Source organism: Erythrobacter sp. NAP1, from assembly GCF_000152865.1.
In the GTDB taxonomy this organism is placed as follows: Bacteria; Pseudomonadota; Alphaproteobacteria; order Sphingomonadales; family Sphingomonadaceae; genus Erythrobacter.
On sequence record NZ_CH672390.1, the window covers coordinates 1,682,474 to 1,701,666 of the forward strand.

19 protein-coding genes and 1 other RNA gene are annotated in these 19,193 nt (G+C 61.7%); 12 read left to right on the plus strand and 8 right to left on the minus strand.

The window, feature by feature from the left end:
- The 3 genes from NAP1_RS08110 to NAP1_RS08115 all read right to left on the minus strand — a co-directional run.
- Positions 1-415 (minus strand): DNA polymerase III subunit chi (locus tag NAP1_RS08110; RefSeq protein ID WP_007164783.1); only part of this gene is annotated, 415 nt, incomplete at its 3' end.
- Positions 415-564 carry a DUF2256 domain-containing protein gene (locus tag NAP1_RS16305; RefSeq protein ID WP_007164784.1) on the minus strand — a complete coding sequence of 50 codons (150 nt, stop codon included), beginning with the start codon at positions 562-564 and terminating at the stop codon, positions 415-417. The genes NAP1_RS08110 and NAP1_RS16305, both read right to left, overlap by 1 nt.
- 8 nt (positions 565-572) lie before the next feature.
- Complete coding sequence (locus NAP1_RS08115; protein WP_007164785.1) at positions 573-2,030, minus strand: leucyl aminopeptidase; 1,458 nt, start codon at positions 2,028-2,030, stop codon at positions 573-575.
- A gap of 172 nt (positions 2,031-2,202) precedes the next feature.
- Between NAP1_RS08115 and NAP1_RS08120 the strand changes: the two genes are divergently transcribed.
- From NAP1_RS08120 to NAP1_RS08140, 5 genes are all read left to right on the plus strand, one after another.
- Positions 2,203-4,530 carry an LPS-assembly protein LptD gene (locus NAP1_RS08120; RefSeq protein WP_050750465.1) on the plus strand — a complete coding sequence of 776 codons (2,328 nt, stop codon included), beginning with the start codon at positions 2,203-2,205 and terminating at the stop codon, positions 4,528-4,530.
- 234 nt (positions 4,531-4,764) lie between these two features.
- On the plus strand, positions 4,765-6,111 hold the full coding sequence (locus tag NAP1_RS08125) for a peptidylprolyl isomerase (RefSeq protein ID WP_007164787.1): 1,347 nt from the start codon (positions 4,765-4,767) through the stop codon (positions 6,109-6,111).
- Between the two features lie 22 nt (positions 6,112-6,133).
- Positions 6,134-7,150 carry a 4-hydroxythreonine-4-phosphate dehydrogenase PdxA gene (gene pdxA / locus NAP1_RS08130; RefSeq protein ID WP_007164788.1) on the plus strand — a complete coding sequence of 339 codons (1,017 nt, stop codon included), beginning with the start codon at positions 6,134-6,136 and terminating at the stop codon, positions 7,148-7,150.
- A complete protein-coding gene (gene rsmA / locus NAP1_RS08135; RefSeq protein ID WP_007164789.1) occupies positions 7,143-7,970 on the plus strand; it encodes a 16S rRNA (adenine(1518)-N(6)/adenine(1519)-N(6))-dimethyltransferase RsmA in 828 nt (275 codons plus the stop codon). Before pdxA ends, rsmA begins: the two co-directional genes overlap by 8 nt.
- Before the next feature lie 156 nt (positions 7,971-8,126).
- On the plus strand, positions 8,127-8,513 hold the full coding sequence (locus NAP1_RS08140; protein ID WP_007164790.1) for a PilZ domain-containing protein: 387 nt from the start codon (positions 8,127-8,129) through the stop codon (positions 8,511-8,513).
- 243 nt (positions 8,514-8,756) lie between these two features.
- Here NAP1_RS08140 and NAP1_RS08145 read toward each other — a convergent pair whose 3' ends face one another.
- On the minus strand, positions 8,757-10,853 hold the full coding sequence (locus NAP1_RS08145; protein ID WP_007164791.1) for a malate synthase G: 2,097 nt from the start codon (positions 10,851-10,853) through the stop codon (positions 8,757-8,759).
- A 129-nt stretch (positions 10,854-10,982) separates the two neighbouring features.
- Between NAP1_RS08145 and NAP1_RS08150 the strand changes: the two genes are divergently transcribed.
- The 4 genes from NAP1_RS08150 (at position 10,983) to NAP1_RS08165 (ending at position 14,875) form a co-directional block, all read left to right on the plus strand.
- On the plus strand, positions 10,983-12,188 hold the full coding sequence (locus NAP1_RS08150) for a hydrolase (protein WP_007164792.1): 1,206 nt from the start codon (positions 10,983-10,985) through the stop codon (positions 12,186-12,188).
- A complete protein-coding gene (locus NAP1_RS08155; protein ID WP_007164793.1) occupies positions 12,185-13,201 on the plus strand; it encodes an arginine N-succinyltransferase in 1,017 nt (338 codons plus the stop codon). Before NAP1_RS08150 ends, NAP1_RS08155 begins: the two co-directional genes overlap by 4 nt.
- Positions 13,198-14,463 (plus strand): N-succinylarginine dihydrolase, encoded by a 1,266-nt coding sequence (locus NAP1_RS08160; RefSeq protein ID WP_007164794.1) that lies wholly within the window; start codon positions 13,198-13,200, stop codon positions 14,461-14,463. Before NAP1_RS08155 ends, NAP1_RS08160 begins: the two co-directional genes overlap by 4 nt.
- A 130-nt stretch (positions 14,464-14,593) precedes the next feature.
- Entirely contained in the window at positions 14,594-14,875 is a 282-nt protein-coding gene (locus NAP1_RS08165; RefSeq protein WP_007164795.1) for a hypothetical protein, read from the plus strand.
- Positions 14,876-14,881: 6 nt separating this feature from the next.
- Here the strand turns inward: NAP1_RS08165 and NAP1_RS08170 are convergent, their stop codons facing one another.
- The 4 genes from NAP1_RS08170 to mscL all read right to left on the minus strand — a co-directional run bounded on the left by NAP1_RS08170 (position 14,882) and on the right by mscL (position 16,847).
- Positions 14,882-15,610, minus strand: a complete 729-nt coding sequence (locus tag NAP1_RS08170) for a hypothetical protein (protein WP_007164796.1) — start codon at positions 15,608-15,610, stop codon at positions 14,882-14,884.
- Between the two features lie 60 nt (positions 15,611-15,670).
- Positions 15,671-16,014, minus strand: a transfer-messenger RNA (tmRNA) gene (ssrA, locus tag NAP1_RS16310).
- 66 nt (positions 16,015-16,080) lie between these two features.
- Positions 16,081-16,296, minus strand: coding sequence for a hypothetical protein (locus tag NAP1_RS08175; RefSeq protein WP_156777223.1), 216 nt, complete (start codon positions 16,294-16,296; stop codon positions 16,081-16,083).
- Between the two features lie 110 nt (positions 16,297-16,406).
- Positions 16,407-16,847, minus strand: coding sequence for a large conductance mechanosensitive channel protein MscL (mscL, locus tag NAP1_RS08180; RefSeq protein ID WP_007164798.1), 441 nt, complete (start codon positions 16,845-16,847; stop codon positions 16,407-16,409).
- A 180-nt stretch (positions 16,848-17,027) separates the two neighbouring features.
- On the opposite strand from mscL, the gene NAP1_RS08185 reads away from it, so the two are divergent.
- Genes NAP1_RS08185 through NAP1_RS08195 form a run of 3 tightly spaced genes read left to right on the plus strand, consistent with a single transcriptional unit; the run spans position 17,028 to position 19,183 of the window.
- The gene (locus NAP1_RS08185; protein ID WP_007164799.1) at positions 17,028-17,630 is read left to right on the plus strand and encodes a LemA family protein; all 603 of its coding nucleotides are present in this window, start codon (positions 17,028-17,030) and stop codon (positions 17,628-17,630) included.
- Between the two features lie 14 nt (positions 17,631-17,644).
- Complete coding sequence (locus NAP1_RS08190) at positions 17,645-18,505, plus strand: YgcG family protein (protein ID WP_007164800.1); 861 nt, start codon at positions 17,645-17,647, stop codon at positions 18,503-18,505.
- A gap of 3 nt (positions 18,506-18,508) precedes the next feature.
- Positions 18,509-19,183: a TPM domain-containing protein gene (locus tag NAP1_RS08195; protein WP_007164801.1), complete on the plus strand. Its 675-nt coding sequence runs from the start codon at positions 18,509-18,511 to the stop codon at positions 19,181-19,183.
- Positions 19,184-19,193 lie beyond the last annotated feature (10 nt).

A 19,193-nucleotide genomic window follows, 5' to 3' on the forward strand; every position in this document is an offset into this window, starting at 1 on the left:
TGCCGCCATCTTGGCGGAAAAATGCGCGTTCAAGGCCATCGCTGCTCTCTAGGCTCTTCCACGTCCCGCGAGCCGCCTCAACGGTTTCGTCGTCAAACAGGAGAAAGGCGCGCTCGAACCCGGTCGGTTCGCGATATTCGCCATCGGCAAAGATCACATGGCTGGCCGCGTTCGCAGCCTCGCAGCTGGCAGAAAGCAGGATTGGCTGCCTGTCCGCGCCAGCCGCGCTGGCCTCGCCATTGGCGAGAAAACTCTCAGGCTCTGCCTTCCAGAGAGTGCGCGAGATCGCTTCGCGCTGCTGGGAATTCTTGCTGACGACCAACAGCCGCTCGCCGCTATCCAGCACGCGCTGCGCGATTAGGGCGACCACCTTGTCGACCGGATCGCGCGAGAGTTGCCAGAAATCGACTTTCATCAGGTCTTATTCTTATTCCGCTTGCAGCGCTCGGAACAATAGCGAACGTTGTCCCAGTCGCGCTCCCACTTCTTGCGCCAGGTAAAGGGCAGGCCGCAGCTCTCGCAGATCTTTGACGGAAGATCGGATTTCTTCCGCATCTTCGCCATGGGGCAAATTACTCCACGTTGTCCGCGATGAACTGGTTGATGAGGCGCGCGCCGTAGCCGGTTGCGCCCTTGTCATGCGCGTGGCCGGGCTTGTCGGACCAGACCATGCCCGCGATGTCGCAGTGCGCCCACTTGGTGTCTTTCTTGATGAAGCGCTGAAGGAACTGCGCCGCCGTGATCGAGCCTGCGCCGCGCCCGCCGATATTCTTCATGTCGGCGATCGGGGAATCGATGAGCTTGTCGTAAGCCGGGCCAAGCGGCATCTGCCAAAGCTTGTCGTTCACCGACTTGCCTGCACTTACCAGCTGGCTGGCGAGATCGTCGTCATTGGCAAAAACGCCGCCATGCTCGTTGCCAAGCGCAATGATCATCGCGCCGGTCAAGGTTGCGAAGTCGACGATGTGTTCAGGATCGTACTGTTCCTGTGCCCAATGCAGCGCGTCGCACAGGACCAGCCGGCCTTCGGCATCGGTGTTGAGCACTTCGATCGTTTGACCACTCATCGAAGTAAGCACGTCGCCCGGGCGGATTGCATTGCCATCGGGCATGTTCTCGACAAGACCGACAACGCCAACGACGTTGGCCTTCGCCTTGCGCCCGACAAGCGCGAGCATGCCGCCCGCCACGGCACCTGCACCGCCCATGTCCCACTTCATGTCTTCCATGCCGGGTCCAGGCTTCAAGGAGATACCGCCAGTATCGAAGGTCACGCCCTTGCCCACGAAAACGGTTGGCTTCTCGCCCTCTTCGCCGCCGTTCCAGCGGATTGCGAGCAGGCGCGATTCGCGCACTGATCCCTGACCCACGCCAAGCAGCGCGCCCATGCCGAGCTCTTCCATCTGCGCTTCGTCCAGAACGGTCAGCTCGGCGCCGGTGTCCTTGAACATCTTCTGGCAAACTTCAACGAAGCTTTCCGGGTAAAGAAGGTTCGCAGGCTGGGTGACGAGCATGCGGGTGAAATCGACGCCCTTGGTGATCGCCAGTTCGCGGTCCCAAGCGGCGAGCGTGCCTTCGGGTGCATTGATGACGTGCACGGTCTCGAGCGAGACCTTCTTTTCCTTCGAAAGCTTGGTGCGATAATCATCCATCGACCAGCTACGCATGCACAGGCCTGCGAGGGCAGCGCCAGCTTCCTCAGCGTCCTCTACTGCACTCGCAAGGTCGAGCACCATGTCGGTTTCGCCCGAACGCAGATACTTCGCCGTTAGCGCAGCGCCTGCCCGCTCAAGATTGAGGCGGCGATTGTCTGCGCCCGCTTCACCGGCTCCCGAAATCGCCAGCCGACGAAGCTCCCCATCGATCTTGGCGAAGCCTTCGAACACCTGTCCAGGCTTGCCGCGGAAACGCGCGGTCGGCGCGCCTTCAGCGAGCACTTCATCGATGCCTTCGAGCCCGTCGCCCTCATTGACGATCTGCACATGAAGGCGGACATTGTCGGGTGCGCTGTCGGTGAAATTGATCTGCATGAGGGCTCCGATTGTGATTTGTCGCGAATGGCTCTGCCAAGTTGGCCGTTACTAGGGCGTTTGCGACACGTTTGATCCTGCTTTCAAAAGCAGTTCTGGAATGGCGATTGCGATTAGGCCGCAGCGGTGCAATAGGCAAGCCATGTCCGAGGGTTCGAGGGTCTGCGTAGGCATGAGGCCGTTTACAGTGTCGCGCAACATGACCAGCCCTCTGGCGCTGGCAGCTTCGGCTGCGTGTTTCTCGGCGCTGTTTGTCGCGGTGCCAGCTCAGGCACAGGACGATGCGCCGCTGCCCGGACAGGCGATTTCGCAGGCCGATCCCGATGCACCGCCGCCTCCGCCTACGTTCGAGGACGAAGATCCTCCCAGCATTGAGCCCGACCTTCCCGAGCAAGGCGACCAGATCGCCTTCGAGGCAGAGCAGGTCGAATACGATAACGAAGCCGATATCCTCACCGCTCGCGGCAATGTAATCCTGCGTTCCGACCGCGCATCGGTCCGCGCGAACGAGGTTACTTGGGATCGTGGCAGTGGGGAGATCGTGGCGCGCGGGAATGTTCGTTTCGTCGACGATTCGGGTAATCAGATCTTCACCGAGACAATCGAGCTCAACGATCAGTTCGAAGCGGGCGCGATGGACGACCTGCTTCTTGCCCTTCGCGCAGGCGGACGACTTGCGGCAAGGTCGGCAACGCGGGCGCAGGATGGTACCGTGCTGCTTACGGACGCCGCCTACAGCGCCTGCGCGGTCAGCGATGAGGCAGGCTGCGACAAGGACCCGTCCTGGCGCATCACCGCAGAGCGCGTCACTTACGACCCGGACGAGGCACGCGTCAGTTTCGATGGCGCCATGCTGGAGCTGTTCGGCGCGCGCATCCTGCCGCTGCCCGGGCTTGCCATCCGCACCGATGGCCGCGCAGAAAGCGGGTTTCTGGTCCCCAACGTTCGCTTCGATCAGGTCAACGGGCTTGAGCTCTCGGGCGAATATTACTGGCGGCTGGCCGACAACAAGGACCTGACGCTGGGTGCGCGGGTCTATTCCGACGTGGCGCCGATGGCGACGGGCCAGTTCCGGCACCTAACCGAAAAGGGCGCATACCAGATCACCGGCTATGCGACGTCGAGCCGCCGCGTGTCGAACTTCGGAGCGACCCCGACAACGCAAAGCGATCCGCGCGGGCACCTGTTTGCCAATGGCCGCTTTCAGTTTTCGCCCGAATGGAGCATCACCGGCTCGGTCCGTGTGGCAAGCGACCGCACTTTCCTTCGCCGCTATGACATCAGCCGCGACGACCGGCTGCGCTCGACCATCAATCTCGAGCGGATCGATGATCGGTCCTATTTAAGCGTGGCCGGCTGGGCGACGCAGACCTTGCGCATCAATGCTGAGCAAGGTCAGGTTCCGCTCGCTGTCCCGGCGATCGATTATCGCTACAATATCGAGGACCCGCTGCTTGGCGGTAACCTGCAATTGCAGGCCAATTCCCTGAGTCTCATCCGCAACGAGGGACAAGATACGCAACGCGCCTTTGCGGGAGCGCGATGGGATCTGCGCCAGCTGACCGGGCTTGGGCAGGTCGTGACCTTCACCGGCCTCGTTCGCGGCGATGTCTACAACACGAATGACACGCTCTCGACGCTCACCGCGGCCTATCGCGGGAACGAGGGCTGGACCACGCGCGGCGTTGCCACGGCGGCGGTCGATATCGAATGGCCTTTCGTGGGCGAGGCTTTCGGCGGCACGCAAGTCCTGAAGCCCCGGCTGCAACTCGTCGCAGCCCCATCGATCCGCAACCTCGCCGTCCCTAACGAAGATGCGCGAGCGATCGATCTTGAGGATTCCAACCTCTTCGCGCTCAACCGTTTCTCGGGATATGACCGCGTCGAGGAAGGCTCGCGCGTCACGTGGGGCGTCGATTGGGAACTGACCAAGCCGGGGTGGCGGGTCAAAACCAATATCGGCCAGTCCTTCCGCCTGACCGAAACCCAGCAGGCGATCTTCCCCGACGGTACGGGCCTGTCTGAGCGCGTTTCCGACTTCGTGGGTCGGACGGAGGTTCGCTATCGCAACTTCCTCGCCTTCACCCACCGGTTCCGCATCGACAAGGACAATCTCGCGGTCCGCCGCAACGAGATCGACGCGACCATCGGTTCGCAGCGCAATTATGTCGAAGTTGGCTACCTTCGCCTCAACCGCGACATTCAGACGGTCGAGGATTTGCGCGACCGCGAGGAAATCCGGGCTGCCGGGCGTTTCACCATCGGGCGGCACTGGTCTGTGTTCGGCTCGGGCGTTTTCAACCTGACCGGCGCGGATGAAGACCCGATCTTCTCGCCTGACGGTTTCGAACCAATCCGCACGCGCCTTGGCATCGCCTACCGAGACGACTGCATCGAGTTCGGTGCGACCTGGCGGCGCGACTTCATCACGGCGGGCGACGCGGAGCGCGGCAACTCGTTCCAGTTGTTCTTCGCGCTGCGCAATCTGGGCTTCAACTAGGGCGCCGAAAGCCCCCTCCCCGGTTACTCACACCGCGCGAATTGGCAGCGCGCAAAAAACGAGTTAAAGGGCGCCACGACTAACCTCACTCAGCTAGCGTTAAGCCGGGAGCGTGCAACGGTTTGGCCAAGCTGACGCTGCATTACCTGCGGCAACAGACTTGAAGGTCGCGAGCGAAACGGGACGCATGACGACCGCACGCATGAGAACAATTCGGGATTACGGGACGTGACGTTGAAGGTATTTGCTTCCATTCGAAATTCAGTAGCTGCGCTTGCTCTTGCGGGACTGGTGACAGCACCCGCCGCTGCGCAGACGACCGCTGTTCCAACGGCTGACAACCCGCTTGGGATTCCTGAAAACTTCACTGTCTACGGCAGCGAGAACCCGAACGAGCGTGCGCCTACCGCAGTCGTCAACGGTTTCGTCATCACGGGCACCGACATTGATCAGCGCGTGGCTCTCGTCACCAACGCTTCCGAAGTCGAAGTGTCCGATGCAGAGCGCCAGCGTCTGCGCGTACAGGTGCTTCGCAACCTGATCGACGAAACGCTCAAGATTCAGGCCGCCCGCGCACAGGAAATCGGTGTCGAACGCGCTGAGGTCGAACAGACCTATCAGCAGCTCGCTGCGCAGAACTTTGGCCAGAACCCGGAGCGCATGGACGAATACCTCGCCTCGATCGGTTCCTCGCCTGCCGCGCTCAAGCGCCAGATCGAGGGCGAGATCGCGTGGGAGAACCTGATCCGTCGCAACATCTCGCCCTTCGTCAATGTCTCGGCTGAGGAAGTAACGGGCGTTCTCGAGCGGCTTGAAGAAGCGCGCGGCACCGAGGAATACCGCCTCGGCGAAATCTACATGAACGCGACCGAGGAAAACCGCGAGGCGGTGATCCAGAACATGCAGCGCATCATGGAGCAGCTCGAAGCGGGCGGCAGTTTCGTCGCCTATGCTCGCCAATTCTCCGAAGCATCGACCGCAGTACAAGGAGGCGACACCGGCTTCCTGCGCCTTGCGACCCTGCCCGGCCCGATGGCCGACGCAGCCCGCCAGATGCAGCCGGGCCAGCTTGTCGGCCCGATCGCAATCCCGGGCGGCTTCACGATCATATATATGATCGACCGTCGCCAGGTCCTGACCGCCGACCCGCGCGATTCGGTGCTGAGCCTGAAGCAGATTTCGATTGCATTCGACCAGGGCACCAGCGAGGCCGAAGCAAATGCGAAGATCGAGGAATTCGGCCTTTTCATTCAATCGCTGCGCAGCTGTAACGAAGCGGAAACCGCTCGTTCGGTGCTCGGCGCGACCGTTGTTACCAATGACCAGATCCAGGCACGGCAGCTTCCCGAGCAGCTTCAGAACATCCTTTTGAACATGCAGGTCGGTCAGACCACCCCTCCCTTCGGTAGCGCCCAAGAGGGTGTGCGAGTGCTGATGTTGTGTGGCCGTGATGAGCCTGAAGATTCCGGTACTCCGACCTTCCAGACGGTCATGACCAACATCGAGAGTGAGCGCATCAACAAGCGCGCTCAGCGTTACCTGCGCGACCTGCGCAACGACGCTTACATCGAGTACAACTAAGCCGGCGGCGGGGGCACGAGGTTTGGATCAGGCTCCACTGGCGATCTCGCTGGGTGATCCGGCAGGCATTGGTCCTGAGATCATCCTTGCCAGTTACCAGCGGCTGAGAGGCTCCGGGCGTCCTTTCTTCGTCGTGGGCGGCGCGGATGTCCTGCGTGGTGCCATCCGCAGGGCCGGGCTCGATTTCGCGGTGGTCCCGATCGAGGAGCCCGGCGAGGCTGCCGATGCCTTCGCCAAGGGTCTTCCAGTAATTGCAGGCGCAGATGCGCGCTACACGCCCGGCGCGCCCGATGATGACGGTGCCGCCCTCGCACTGCACTCCCTTGCCGAAGCGACGCGCTGCGTGCTTTTGGGGCAGGCCGCCGCGCTGGTGACCGCGCCTGTCAGCAAATCACAGCTTGGCAGGGTAGGTTTCGAGTATCCCGGCCAGACCGAATTTTTAGCCGAGGTCAGCGGCCTCGCGCTCGAAGACGCCGTAATGATGCTCGCCGGACCTTCGCTTCGCACCGTCCCTTTGACGGTCCACTGCGCGCTCGCCTCTGTGCCAGGGCTGCTTTCTCAGGAGCTCATCACGCACAAAGCGCGGATCGTGGCCGAGGGGTTGCGGCGCGATTTTGGCATCGAAAACCCGCGTATTGCAGTCGCCGGTCTTAACCCTCACTCGGGCGAAAACGGCCAGTTCGGTGACGAGGAAAGCCGCATCATCGCTCCTGCGCTCACCGCACTGCAATCGGACGGCCTCGATGTGACCGGCCCTGTTCCGGGCGATGCACTCTTCACCCCCGTCATGCGCCGCCACTACGACGTGGCGCTGTGCATGTATCACGACCAGGCCCTGATCCCGCTGAAGGCGCTTGAGTTCGACCAGGGCGTCAACGTGACGCTTGGTCTGCCGATCATCCGTACCTCGCCCGACCACGGCACCGCCTTCGACATCGCAGGGACCGGCAAGGCCAATCCCGACGCCATGATCGCCGCGATCCTGATGGCGAGCGACTGCGCGAACGCTCGCTCAGCGAAACAGACCACCGGTGCCTGACCTCCCTCCGATCCGGGAGACGATAGCGAAGCACGGCCTGTCCGCGTCCAAGGCGCTGGGTCAGAACTTCCTACTCGACGAGCAATTGCTGGACCGCATCGCAGCGCTTCCGGGCGATCTCTCAGGAGCGCGTGTGCTTGAGGTTGGCCCGGGTCCCGGCGGCCTGACCCGCGCCCTGCTGCGCGCCGGTGCCCGCGTCACGGCGATCGAGATGGACCGCCGCTGCCTGCCCGCACTCGAAGAATTGAGCGAGGCCTTTCCCGGTCAGCTCACCGTCATCGAAGGCGATGCGATGAAGCTCGATCACGGCGCGATCATGGACGGCGAGCCGTTCCACGTCCTGTCAAACCTGCCCTACAATGTGGGAACAGCCCTGTTCGTGAAGTGGCTGTCGGGCCAAGACTGGCCGCCGCAATGGCTCTCGCTCACACTCATGTTTCAGCGCGAAGTGGCCGAGCGCATCGTCGCGCAGCCCGGTGGTAGCGCCTATGGTCGCCTCGCGGTCCTCGCGCAGTGGCGCGCAAAGGCGAAGCTGGCGATGAAAGTGCACCGCAGCGCCTTCACCCCGCCACCCAAGGTGATGAGCGCCATCGTTCACGTCACGCCCGCCGAAGCACCTGCCGACGTCTCCTCGCGAACGCTCGAACGCCTCACCGAAGCCGCCTTCGGACAGCGCCGCAAGATGCTGCGTCAGAGCCTGAAGAGCGTGCCGGGCGCGCTCGACGCTTTGCAAAGTGTCGGGATCGAGGAAACCCGCCGCGCTGAAACTGTGAGCGTTGCCGAGTTCGTGGCGCTCGCTAAGGCAGTCGGTTCGCCCTGACAGGCGCACTTTAAACCCTGCCGGTTTGGTTAAATCTCTGGTTAAAATGAGGTAATCACGCTCGAATACCCCCTGGTGGGAAATGATGGCGCAATCCTTCAACTTCGGTGTCGTGCGAGGTCGCCCAGATAGCTCCTCGTCTTGCAGGAGAAGCCCATGAATAGCCTCGCCAACAATCAGCAAGTCGTCGAAATCGAGCGCCGCCGAACAAGCCGAACTCTGGTCGACGTTCCCATCGGCCTTCGAACGGTCAGCGGCGTGCGCGAATGCAGGATCACCAACATCTCCGATGCGGGCGCGAAACTCGAGCTTGAAAATCCGCCGCCGGAGGGTGTGACGGGGTGGCTCGTAATGGGCGAGGACGAGGTTTACTGCACCATCGCCTGGTCGAGTGAGGGCACGTGCGGGGTTGAATTCGAGTTCGTCCTTCGCCCTGGCATGATGACCCGCCTCGCAGGGGAACGGGCGAAGGAGGTCGGCCCGGCAGCGGACCGTGGCAACATCCAGATGGGACGCAAACGCTCGGCGCTGGTGTCGCGCTAAACGTCTTCGCGGAGACCGAATCCTACCCCATTTGCGCTAACCCGATTGTCGAAATCTCGTGGCGACGCTCGGATTCGTTCGAGTTGTTCTAGAAGTAGTTGGCGTCGGAAGGTCCGCTTGAATACGAGTTCGGTGTCGATGGTGGCCGCCTCGGCCCAAAGCTCGCTGCAAAAGCTCAAGCTTCAAGCCGAACTCGGGTCCGAGGATGCGAAAGCGCACGAAGAGAACACTGTCCTCCAGGCGTCAGCTTGCCTTCTTCACCTGTCGCCACTGGTGCAGCAGCGGTTCGGTGTATCCGCTCGGCTGCTCGACGCCCTTGAAGATCAGGTCCTTCGCCGCGCTGAAAGCGGGCTTGTCCTCGTTGCCGATCAGCGGCTCGTAGAACGGGTCACCCGCATTCTGCTCGTCGACCTTGGCGGCCATGCGAGTAAGCGAATCCATCACCTGATCCTCGGTCACGACGCCGTGGAGCAGCCAGTTGGCGATGTGCTGGGAGGAAATGCGCAAGGTGGCGCGGTCTTCCATCAGGCCGACATCGTTGATGTCCGGCACTTTCGAACACCCAACACCTGCATCGACCCAGCGCACCACATAGCCAAGGAGGCCCTGGCAATTGTTGTCGAGTTCATCGCGAAGCTCGTCCTGCGACCAGTTTGCGCCCTCGGCGAGCGGGATCGTCAGTAGTGTGTCGAGGCTTGGGATTTCGCCCAGCCCCTTCTGGATCACGAACACGTTTTCCTGGTGGTAATGCAGCGCGTGGAGCGTCGCGGCGGTAGGTGACGGCACCCAGGCGGTGTTCGCGCCTGCGCGCAAATGGCCGATCTTTTGTTCCATCATGTCGGCCATCATGTCGGGCGCGGCCCACATGCCCTTGCCGATCTGTGCCTTGCCGGAAAGGCCGTGCTTCAGACCAATCGCGACATTGCGCGCCTCGTAAGCGGCCAGCCAGTCGGAGCCCTTCATCGCGCCTTTGCGCATCATCGGCCCGGCACGCATCGAGGTGTGGATTTCGTCGCCCGTGCGGTCGAGGAAGCCGGTGTTGATGAAGACAATCCGATCGCGCACGGCGTGGATGCAGGCGCCAAGGTTTGCGCTGGTGCGGCGCTCTTCGTCCATGACGCCGACCTTGATCGTGTGGCGAGGCAGGCCGAGCAGGTCCTCCACCGCATCGAACAGGTCGTTGGTGAAGGCGCACTCTTCCGGCCCGTGCATCTTGGGTTTCACGATGTAGATCGAACCGTGCCTCGAATTGCCATATTTGGCATGGCCTTCGACATCGAGCGCACTGATCGCGCTGGTGAAGACGGCGTCCATGATGCCTTCTGGGATTTCGCTGCCATCGGGCAGACGGATCGCCGGATTGGTCATCAGGTGGCCGACATTGCGCACGAACATGAGGCTGCGGCCCGAAAGGCTGTGCTCGGTGCCGGTATTGTCCTTGTAGGTCTTGTCGCGGGCGAGCTTGCGGGTCAGCGTCCTGCCGCCTTTCTCGAAGCTCTCCTCCAAATCGCCGCGAATAATGCCGAGCCAGTTGGTGTAGGCCGTAAGCTTGTCCTCGCCATCGACCGCCGCGACCGAATCCTCGCAATCGGCAATGGTGGTGAGTGCCGCTTCGACATTGATATCGGCGATGCCCGCCTTGTCGGTCTTTCCGACCGGGTGATCGCGGTCGAACACGACCTCAATATGGATGCCGTTGTTCTTGAAGAGCAGACCCTTGTCGGTGTGGCCGACCCACTGGCTTTCGTCCTGCAACTTGCCGTCGTGCTCGTCGGCGAGGTCCGCCCAGCTCTGGTCCACAAGCGGAAGCGCTTGGTCGAGGAATTCGCGTCCGCGCGCGATCACGGCGGCTCCGCGTTCCTCGTCATAACCGCCGGGGCGCGCTGGCGGTGCATTGAGTGCGTCGGTGCCGTAGAATGCATCGTAAAGCGAGCCCCAGCGCGCATTGGCAGCATTCAGCAGGAAGCGCGCATTGAGGATCGGCACCACCAGCTGCGGGCCCGCCATCGTCGCAATCTCGGCATCGACATTCTGCGTGCCGATCGTGAAATCGCCCGGTTCGGGGACTAGATAGCCAATCTCTTCCAGAAACGCGCGGTATTCGCCAGCTTCATGCGGTTTGCCAGCGCGCTCGGTGTGCCACGCATCGATTTTCGCCTGCAGGTCTTCGCGCTTTTCGAGCAGTGCCTTGTTGCGCGGAGCAAAGGTGGCAAGCAGCTGAGCAAAGCCTTCCCAGAATGCGCTCGGATCGCGGCCGAGCGCGGGGAATACCTCCCGCTCAAGCAGATCGGCAAGCCGCTGGTCGACCTCAAGGCCGGCGCGCGTGGTGGTATCGCTCATAAATGTCCTCGTGACTTGAAGAGAGGTTAGCCAAGTCCGGGGGAGGAGAACGCGGCTGCATATGACGCGGGGCACAGCGTTTTGCAACGCCTTGGACTTAGAGATTTCCGCCGCTAGAGGTGGTTTCCAATGAAACCTCAAAATTCCGATCAAATCGACGCCCGAATTGACGCAGGGGCAATGCTGGATCAGGTCCGGTCGTGGTGCGAAATCAACACCGGAACCGCAAATGTGGATGGCCTTGCAAAACAGGCCGAAGTGCTGGCTGAAGCCTTCTCTGCGTTGCCGGGAGAGGTCGAACTGATCGATCCTGCGCCGGTTACTGCGATTGCAGCAGATGGCAGCGAGTTCGAAAAGGCGCATGGCCAGCATCTCGTGCTGCGCGTGCGTCCGACCGCCAACCGCCGCATCCTTCTGACTGGGCATATGGATACGGTCTTTCCAGCCGATCATCACTTCCAGAAGCTCACCTGGCTCGAAGAGGGCGTGCTCAATGGTCCCGGTGTCGCTGACATGAAGGGTGGCATTGCGGTGATGCTGCATGCGCTCAAGGCGTTCGAGGAAACCGCGTCGGCAGGTTCGCTCGGTTATGACGTGTTGCTCAATTCAGATGAGGAAACGGGTTCGCTCGCGAGCGCGGACCTCATCGCCAAAATGGCGCGCGGAAAGCTGGCTGCGCTAACCTATGAGCCCGCCGCTCTGCCCGACGGCACACTTGCTCATGCGCGCGGCGGGACGGGGAATTACTCGATCACCTTCACCGGCAAGAGCGCGCATGCAGGCAGAAATCCGCATGAGGGGCGCAATGCCATCGTCGCGGCTGCGGACCTGATCCTGAAGCTCAAGGGGCTTGAGCGCGAGGACATCACGATCAATCCGGCCAAACTCGAGGGCGGAGGGCCGAACAACGTCGTGCCCGATCATGCGGTGCTGCGCTTCAACATTCGGCCCAAAAGCACCGAGGCCATGGAAGGCTTCGACAAAGATTTGAATGGCTTGCTGAATGTTATTGAGCGCGAGCATGAGATCTCAACGCATCGTCACGGCGGCGTCACCCGCCCGCCAAAGCCGGTCGATGAGAAAGCGCAAAAGCTGTTCGACCTCGTTCGCGAATGCGGGGCGGAACTTGGCCATGACATAAAGTGGCAATCAACCGGCGGCGTTTGCGATGGAAACAACATCGCTGCCTGCGGCGTGCCTGTGGTCGACACAATGGGCGTGCGCGGTGGCTCGATCCACTCTGCCGACGAATTTCTGATAACCGACAGTCTGGCCGAACGCGCCGCGCTCTCAGCGCGCGTGATCGAACGACTTTCCCAGGGGGCCCTGAATTGACCTATCGCCTGCGCGCTGCGCGTACATCGGATCTCGAACATCTTTACGAGATGGCAAAGCTGACCGGCGGCGGGTTCACCAACCTGCCCCCGGATCGCCCCGCCCTCACCGCCAAGCTTGAGCGCGCCGCTGAGGCCTTTGCCAACACCGACAACGAGCTGGCCGACGAACAGTTCGTCCTGGTGCTTGAAAACCTCTCGACCCGCAAAGTGGTGGGGACGTGCCAGCTGATGACCAAGGTCGGGCAGCAATGGCCGTTCTACTCCTATCGGCTCAACACGCTGACCCAGTACAGCGCCGAACTTGACCGCACGGTGCGCGCTGAACTCCTCAGCCTGGTTACCGACCTTGAGGGATCGAGCGAGGTTGGCGGTCTCTTCCTTCACCCCAACGAACGAGCCGGGGGCCTCGGCCTGCTTCTCGCACGCAGCCGCTATCTCTTCGTCGCGATGCACCGCAAGCGCTTTGCTGATCGCATCCTCGCAGAGCTTCGCGGGATCATCGACGAACGCGGCGGCTCGCCTTTCTGGGACGGCGTTGCGGGGCGTTTTTTCGGCATGAGCTTCCAGGAAGCCGACTATTTCAACGCGATCAACGGCAACCAGTTCATCGCCGACCTGATGCCCAAGCACCCGGTCTATGTCTCGATGCTTTCCGAGGACGCGCGCAGCGTTATCGGTGTCCCTCACCCGACCGGGCGCGCCGCGATGCGGATGCTCGAGAACGAGAATTTCCACTATGACGGCTATGTGGACATCTTCGACGGCGGGCCGAGCATGGTCGCGCGCACCGACGATGTGACCAGCGTCAAGAACTCGGTCGAAGCCAAGCTGGTCAGTTGCGACCTTGGCGAAGGCGAGCGCGCGATCCTTGCAACCGGACGGCTTGAGACGTTCCGCGCCTGTTACGGCGCGCGCCAGCTCGACGGTGAAGGCGGCGTGGCAATCGATGCGGCGGCTGCCGATGCGCTCGACGTGAGCGAAGGCGACACGGTGTGGAGCGTTGCGCGATGAGCCCCAAAGAACTCAATCTGCGCGAAATCAATTTCGACGGGATCGTTGGTCCTTCGCACAATTATGCAGGCCTCAGCCTCGGCAATATCGCCAGCGCGAGCCACAAGGGCGATCCGTCCTATCCGCGTGCGGCTGCGCTTCAAGGTGTAGGGAAGATGCGCGGCAACCTTGCGCGGCTTGGTGTGCAGGGCTTCCTTTTGCCGCTGCCTCGCCCCAATGCGCTGCTTGAAAATGTGCTCGCTTATGACGGGACCGAAGCGCCGCAATTGCGCGCCGCGCCGTGGTCGGCGTCCAGCATGTGGACCGCGAACGCGGCCACCGTATCGCCTGCACCCGATACGAACGACGGCAAGTGCCACCTGACCGTCGCCAACCTCATCACCATGCTCCACCGCGCGCAGGAGTGGCCTGACACACTGCGCCAGCTCGATATCGCGTTTGGCGATCCCGATCATTTCGTCGTTCACGGCCCCGTTCCCCCCACCTTCGGCGATGAAGGCGCAGCGAACCACGGGCGTTTTTGCGAGGGCCATGGCAGCGAGGGCGTCGAATTGTTCGTCTACGGCAAGCCCGGAGGCCGTTTCCCCGCGCGACAGCACGAGCAGGCCAGCCGCCTTGTCGCGCGCAGCCACGGTCTCGATCCCGCAAAATGCGTCTTCGTCGAGCAGAACCCGGCGGCGATCGAAGCGGGCGCGTTTCACAACGACGTCGTCTCGGTCGTCAACGAGCGTGTTCTCTTCACGCACGAGGAAGCATTTGCTGATCAGCAGGGCGCCTATGCCGCGATCCGCGCGGCCTTTCCTGCTCTCGAGGTGGTCGAAGTGCCATCCAGCGCCGTCAGCCTCAAAGAAGCGATCCGGACATACCTTTTCAACGCACAGCTTCTGACGCTACCCGATGGTGGGATGGTGCTGATCGTGCCCGAGGAATGCCGCGAGAGCGCCAGCGTCTGGTCCTATTGCGAGCAGATGATGGCCTCAAACGGCCCGATCCGCGAAGTAATCCCGGTCGATGTGCGCCAGTCGATGGCCAATGGTGGCGGCCCCGCCTGTCTGCGGCTTCGCGTGGTGTGCGATCCGGCGGCGGTCGATCCGCGTTTCATGCTGGACGAGGCTAAGGCGGACCTGCTCGAAAAGGTCATCTCCGAGACGTGGCCCGAGCAGATTGATCCGGCCGATCTGGGGAGCGATACGTTAACCTCGCAGGTGGTCGCCGCTCGCGAAGCACTGCTCACCGCGCTCGACCTCGGTGAGCTCAAGTAATCAACGTTAACGCGTTTGCGCGCCCGCGTCGGATGCGCTTACACTCCTGATCACGTTAACCAATGACACGCGCCCGGTTTGGAACTTGGCACGCGGTTTGCTGGTTATCGGATTAACGATTGGAGATGTGATGCTGCGCAAAATCGGAAGGCTGTTCGTGATCAAGAATCGCTTCGAAGCGTTCGTGATCATCTACGCCTTGGCGCTTGGCGCAACCGCGCGCGGCTCGGCCTATCTCGATCAATATCCCAGCTACTGGGGCGAAGCGCTTTTCCTTGCCGCCTGCACGGCAGTCTTGCTTGCCGGCGCGGCCATTCTGGATTCGGTGAGAGCGAAGAAGGAGTTGGCGGAACTGAAGGCGCAAATCGAGGCCGAAAAGGCATCGCCAGAGCAATCAGCCTCCACACAATAGCGCGCGTTACTTCGCCGGATCGAAGACCGGCTCACCCTCATCATCATAGCGCGGCAGCAGCACGACATCGTCAGGATTGTCGACTACCAGCGTCACCTGCTTGCGGCGGAAATCGCGGCGCGCTCCGATAAACACTGCTTCGAGTTCAGGCTGGCCGCGCACGACGACGCGGCGATTGCGGAAATAGGTGCGCAGCGTCGTGAGCGAAGGTTCGACGAGTTCCTTCTCGCGCGTGCCTTCCACCACGATGCCTTCGCCCTCCTCGCGCCGGATTTCACCCTGCACCAGCGGAGTGGCGACGTTGAGGATGTCGGAGAAGGTCTGCTGATCCAGCTGGACGATGATGAGGTTGGGATTGGTCCCCCCGCGCCGCGCGCTGGGAAGACCGCCGATGCCGTTGCGGCTCGACGTATTGATGCCAGCCGACCCAAGGATCGCCAGCTCCTCGAGCGGCGAATATTGCAGGTCCATGCTGAGCAGCTCGAACTTCTCGCCATTCAGCCGAACCGCGGCGACATCCATGATGAGCGCCATGTCGGCATCCTCGCCCGAATCCCGCTTGCGGGCGGCAAGCTGGAACTGGCGCGGCTGCATGCACTCAGCCGAACACACATCGCGCAGGCGCGAGAGATATTCCTGATAGGTTTCGGCAATGGCTGGGGAAGGCGTTGCTAGCGCTATCAAAGCGGCAATACCGAGGGCCGGCAGTCCGATCTTGGCAAACACATTCTTCACGGCAGCGACCCTTCCAAAAATGTGAGTGGGGGTTTCTGTTGCTAGCTACCCCCGGAGCCCCGGAATCCGCTTCTGTTGCCCGGTGGGTCCAACCGCGCTTTAGCTTTGTAAATTCAGACCGTTAGGCCTTAAAATTACGCTGCAACTGCGAGTGCTTCGTTATCGTTGGCACTTATGAGAATGAGCCTATTACGGGTTACTCAGCCCGAGCAAAAACTACGCTTTTCAGCCCACGTCGATCCTAGTTCGGCCCCGTCAGAAATCCCGTAAAACCGGGGTTTATGGTGGAGCCGCCGGGTACTGCCCCCGGGTCCGTTGTGCCTATTGCACGCAGCAATTTATCGCCATAGTCCGCCGAAGCGAACACCATTGATATAGGCGTCGCGCGGGCAAAAGAAAAGGGGCAGACCACCTAAGGCCTGCCCCATTTCGTTAACGTTTCGAACGCCCTTGCGGCGTTGCAGTCTGCGTTAGCCGATGGTGTCGACTTCGTCTGCCGCTTCGTCGATGGCGTCTGCCTTGTCTTCCATCATGTCTTCGCCAGCTTCGGTCGGCATGTCTTCAGCCATGTCGTCAACCGCGTCAGCCTGGTCTTCCATCATGTCCGACTGTTCTTCGTTCGGAGCTTCGGCGCAGGCGCCAAGAGCAAAAGTGGCCGCAGCGGCTGCAAAAATGAGAGTACGCATCGTCAATTCCTTCAAAAACAAATCGCCAGGACCGCGCTTTTTCCAGCGCGTTCAAGGGGATCAATCCTCAAAGGACGCCGATGGTTCCATAATTTCGGCGAAAATGTGGCCTATTTTTTCAGGCTGTCGCGAATTTCGGTGAGCAGCTCGATCTCGGTCGGACCTGCGGGCTCTTCTGGAGCCGCTTCCTCTTCCTTCTTCTCCATCTGCTCCATCACTCTCAATGTGTAGCGAACCAGCAGGAAGATAATGAAAGCGAGGATCACGAAGTTGATCACCGCCGTGATAAACGCGCCGTAACCGATCATCGCCGCGCCCGCTTCTTTGAGCGCTGCATAATCGTCCATCGCGCCTTCATAGCCCGCCGGTACATCGAGCAAGATGAAGTAGCGCGAGAAATCAGCGCCGCCGAAAATCGCGCCGACAACCGGCATGATGACCTCGTCGGTCAACGACTTGACGATGGTTGCGAAAGCGCCGCCGATAATGACAGCAACAGCCAATTGCATGACGTTGCCCTTGGCGATGAATTCCTTGAAGTCTGACAGCATCCCTGATCCCCTCAAAAGTGCGGTTCGAAAATCGGTTGTTGCAAGATGGATCGACTTTGCCAAGCGCACGGCCCAAGCTGTACCCGGCTTGAAAGCGGGCCGAGGTGCGCTATATGACTAACACAGGACATGTCGCGCCAACTCATCCCCATCCCCGGCGCGAACCTAGGAGGGACACAGATGAAATTTGCACACTTTGGGCGCGCCTTCGTGGTGGCCGCCGTTTCGTTGACGCTGGCCGCTTGCGGGATCAACTCGGTCCCCGCTGCCGAGGAAGAGGCAAAGGCCAAGTGGGCCGATGTCGAAGCCCAGTTCCAGCGCCGCGCCAACCTCATCCCCAACCTTGCCGAGATCGTTCAGGGTGCAGCCGAGAACGAGCGCGCGATCCTGACCGAAGTGACCGAAGCGCGCGCGCGGGCCACCAGCGTCAACATCTCCGCCGACAACCTTGGCGATGCCGAGGCGATGCAGGAATACGCCGCAGCGCAGGGCCAGATCAGCCAGGGCATCGGACGCCTGCTGGCAAGTTTCGAAGCCTATCCGAACATCCAGTCGAACCAGAACTATCTCGCGTTCCAGAGTCAGTTCGAAGGCACCGAAAACCGGATCGCGGTTGCCATTCGCGACTATAACGAGGCGGTTCGTCAGTATAACACCACGATCCGCACCTTCCCCGACACGATCGGCGCGAACATCATCCACGGCGCAGAGCCGCTTGAGCCCTACACTTCGGTCACCGAAGGCGCAGAGGTTGCACCGCAACTCGACATGACGTCGAATTGATCGGGGGTAGCCCGATGGGCGTTGTTCGCCAGATCCTGCTGATCCTTGCAGGCGTGGGGGCGCTGATTGCGTCCCCCGCCCTTGCGCAGCCTGAGTTTCCCGCGCTGACGGGCCGCGTGGTCGACAATGCCGACCTGCTCTCGCCTGCGCAGGAAGCGGACCTCACCGCCAAGCTCGAAGCGCTGGAGACGCAGTCGCAGCGCCAGCTGGTGGTCGCGACGGTTCCTGACCTTCAGGGCTATGACATTTCCGATTACGGCTATCAGCTGGGCCGCGAATGGGGCCTTGGCGATGCGGAGCGCAATGACGGCGCATTGCTGCTGGTGGCGCCTAATGAGCGCAAGGTCCGGATCGAGGTCGGCTACGGCCTTGAAGGCTACCTTACAGACGCGCTTTCGGCGCTGATCATCCAGAACCAGATCCTGCCGCGTTTCCGCGATGGCGATATGCCGGGCGGGATCGTTGCAGGCACCGACGCTATCGTAGCGCAACTGCAGCTGCCGCCCGAGGAGGCCGCGCGCATTGCGCAGGAGGCGGGAGAGGCCCGCAAGAGCGATGGCGGCTTCCCAATCGGCGCGCTGATCTGGATGGGTTTCCTCTTTTTCTTCTTCATCCTTCCCATCATCCGCGGCTCGCGCAGGCGGCGCAAATATCGCTCGAAGGGCAAGGGCCCCTGGGGCAAGCGCCGCGATGATGACGACGACGATGGCTTCGGCGATGCTGTCGGCAATATCATCCTGTGGGAGATCGGCAGCGCGATTGCACGCGGCGCCATGTCCGGCGGCGGCGGTGGAGGCGGCGGCTGGAGCGGCGGCGGAGGCTTCTCCGGCGGTGGCGGCTCATTCGGAGGCGGCGGCGCCTCGGGAGGCTGGTGAACCATGGCATATTTGAACGACGCAGAACGCAAGCAAATCTCCGACGCGGTAGGGGCCGCAGAGCTCACCACGGCTGGTGAAATCGTCACCGTGCTCGCCGATCGCAGCGACGGGTACAGCGACGTCGCGCTTTGGTGGGCAGTGGGCGCAAGCTTTACCGCGATGAGCCTGTTCGCCGCCCTCCCCACCCCGTTCCTCGACCTCTACGACGCGCTTATCGGCGGCTGGAGCCATGAGTGGACGACGGGCGAACTTGCCAGCATGACCATCGCGCTTGGCCTGATCACCTTCATCGCGGTGCTCGCTATCCAGCAGTGGCAGGCGCTCAAATTCTGGCTGATCCCAAACCCGGTCAAGACCGCGCGCTGTCATGCGCAGGCGATCAAGCACTTCAAGGTCGGCGCGGAACGCCGCACCCACGGACGCACCGGCGTTCTCATCTACCTGTCGATGAGCGAACACCGAGCGGAAATCGTGGCCGACGATTCCATCGCCGAACTCGTCGATGCCGAGGTCTGGGGCGAAGCGATGGGCGACATGCTGAGCCACATCAAGCGCGGGTACATCGCCGATGGCATGGCCGCTGGCGTGCGCGATGTGGGCTTTGTTCTCTCTCAGCACTTCCCGCGCGGGGAAGACGATGAAAACGAGCTTCCCGACAGGCTGATCGAAGTCTAAGCCTTCTCGG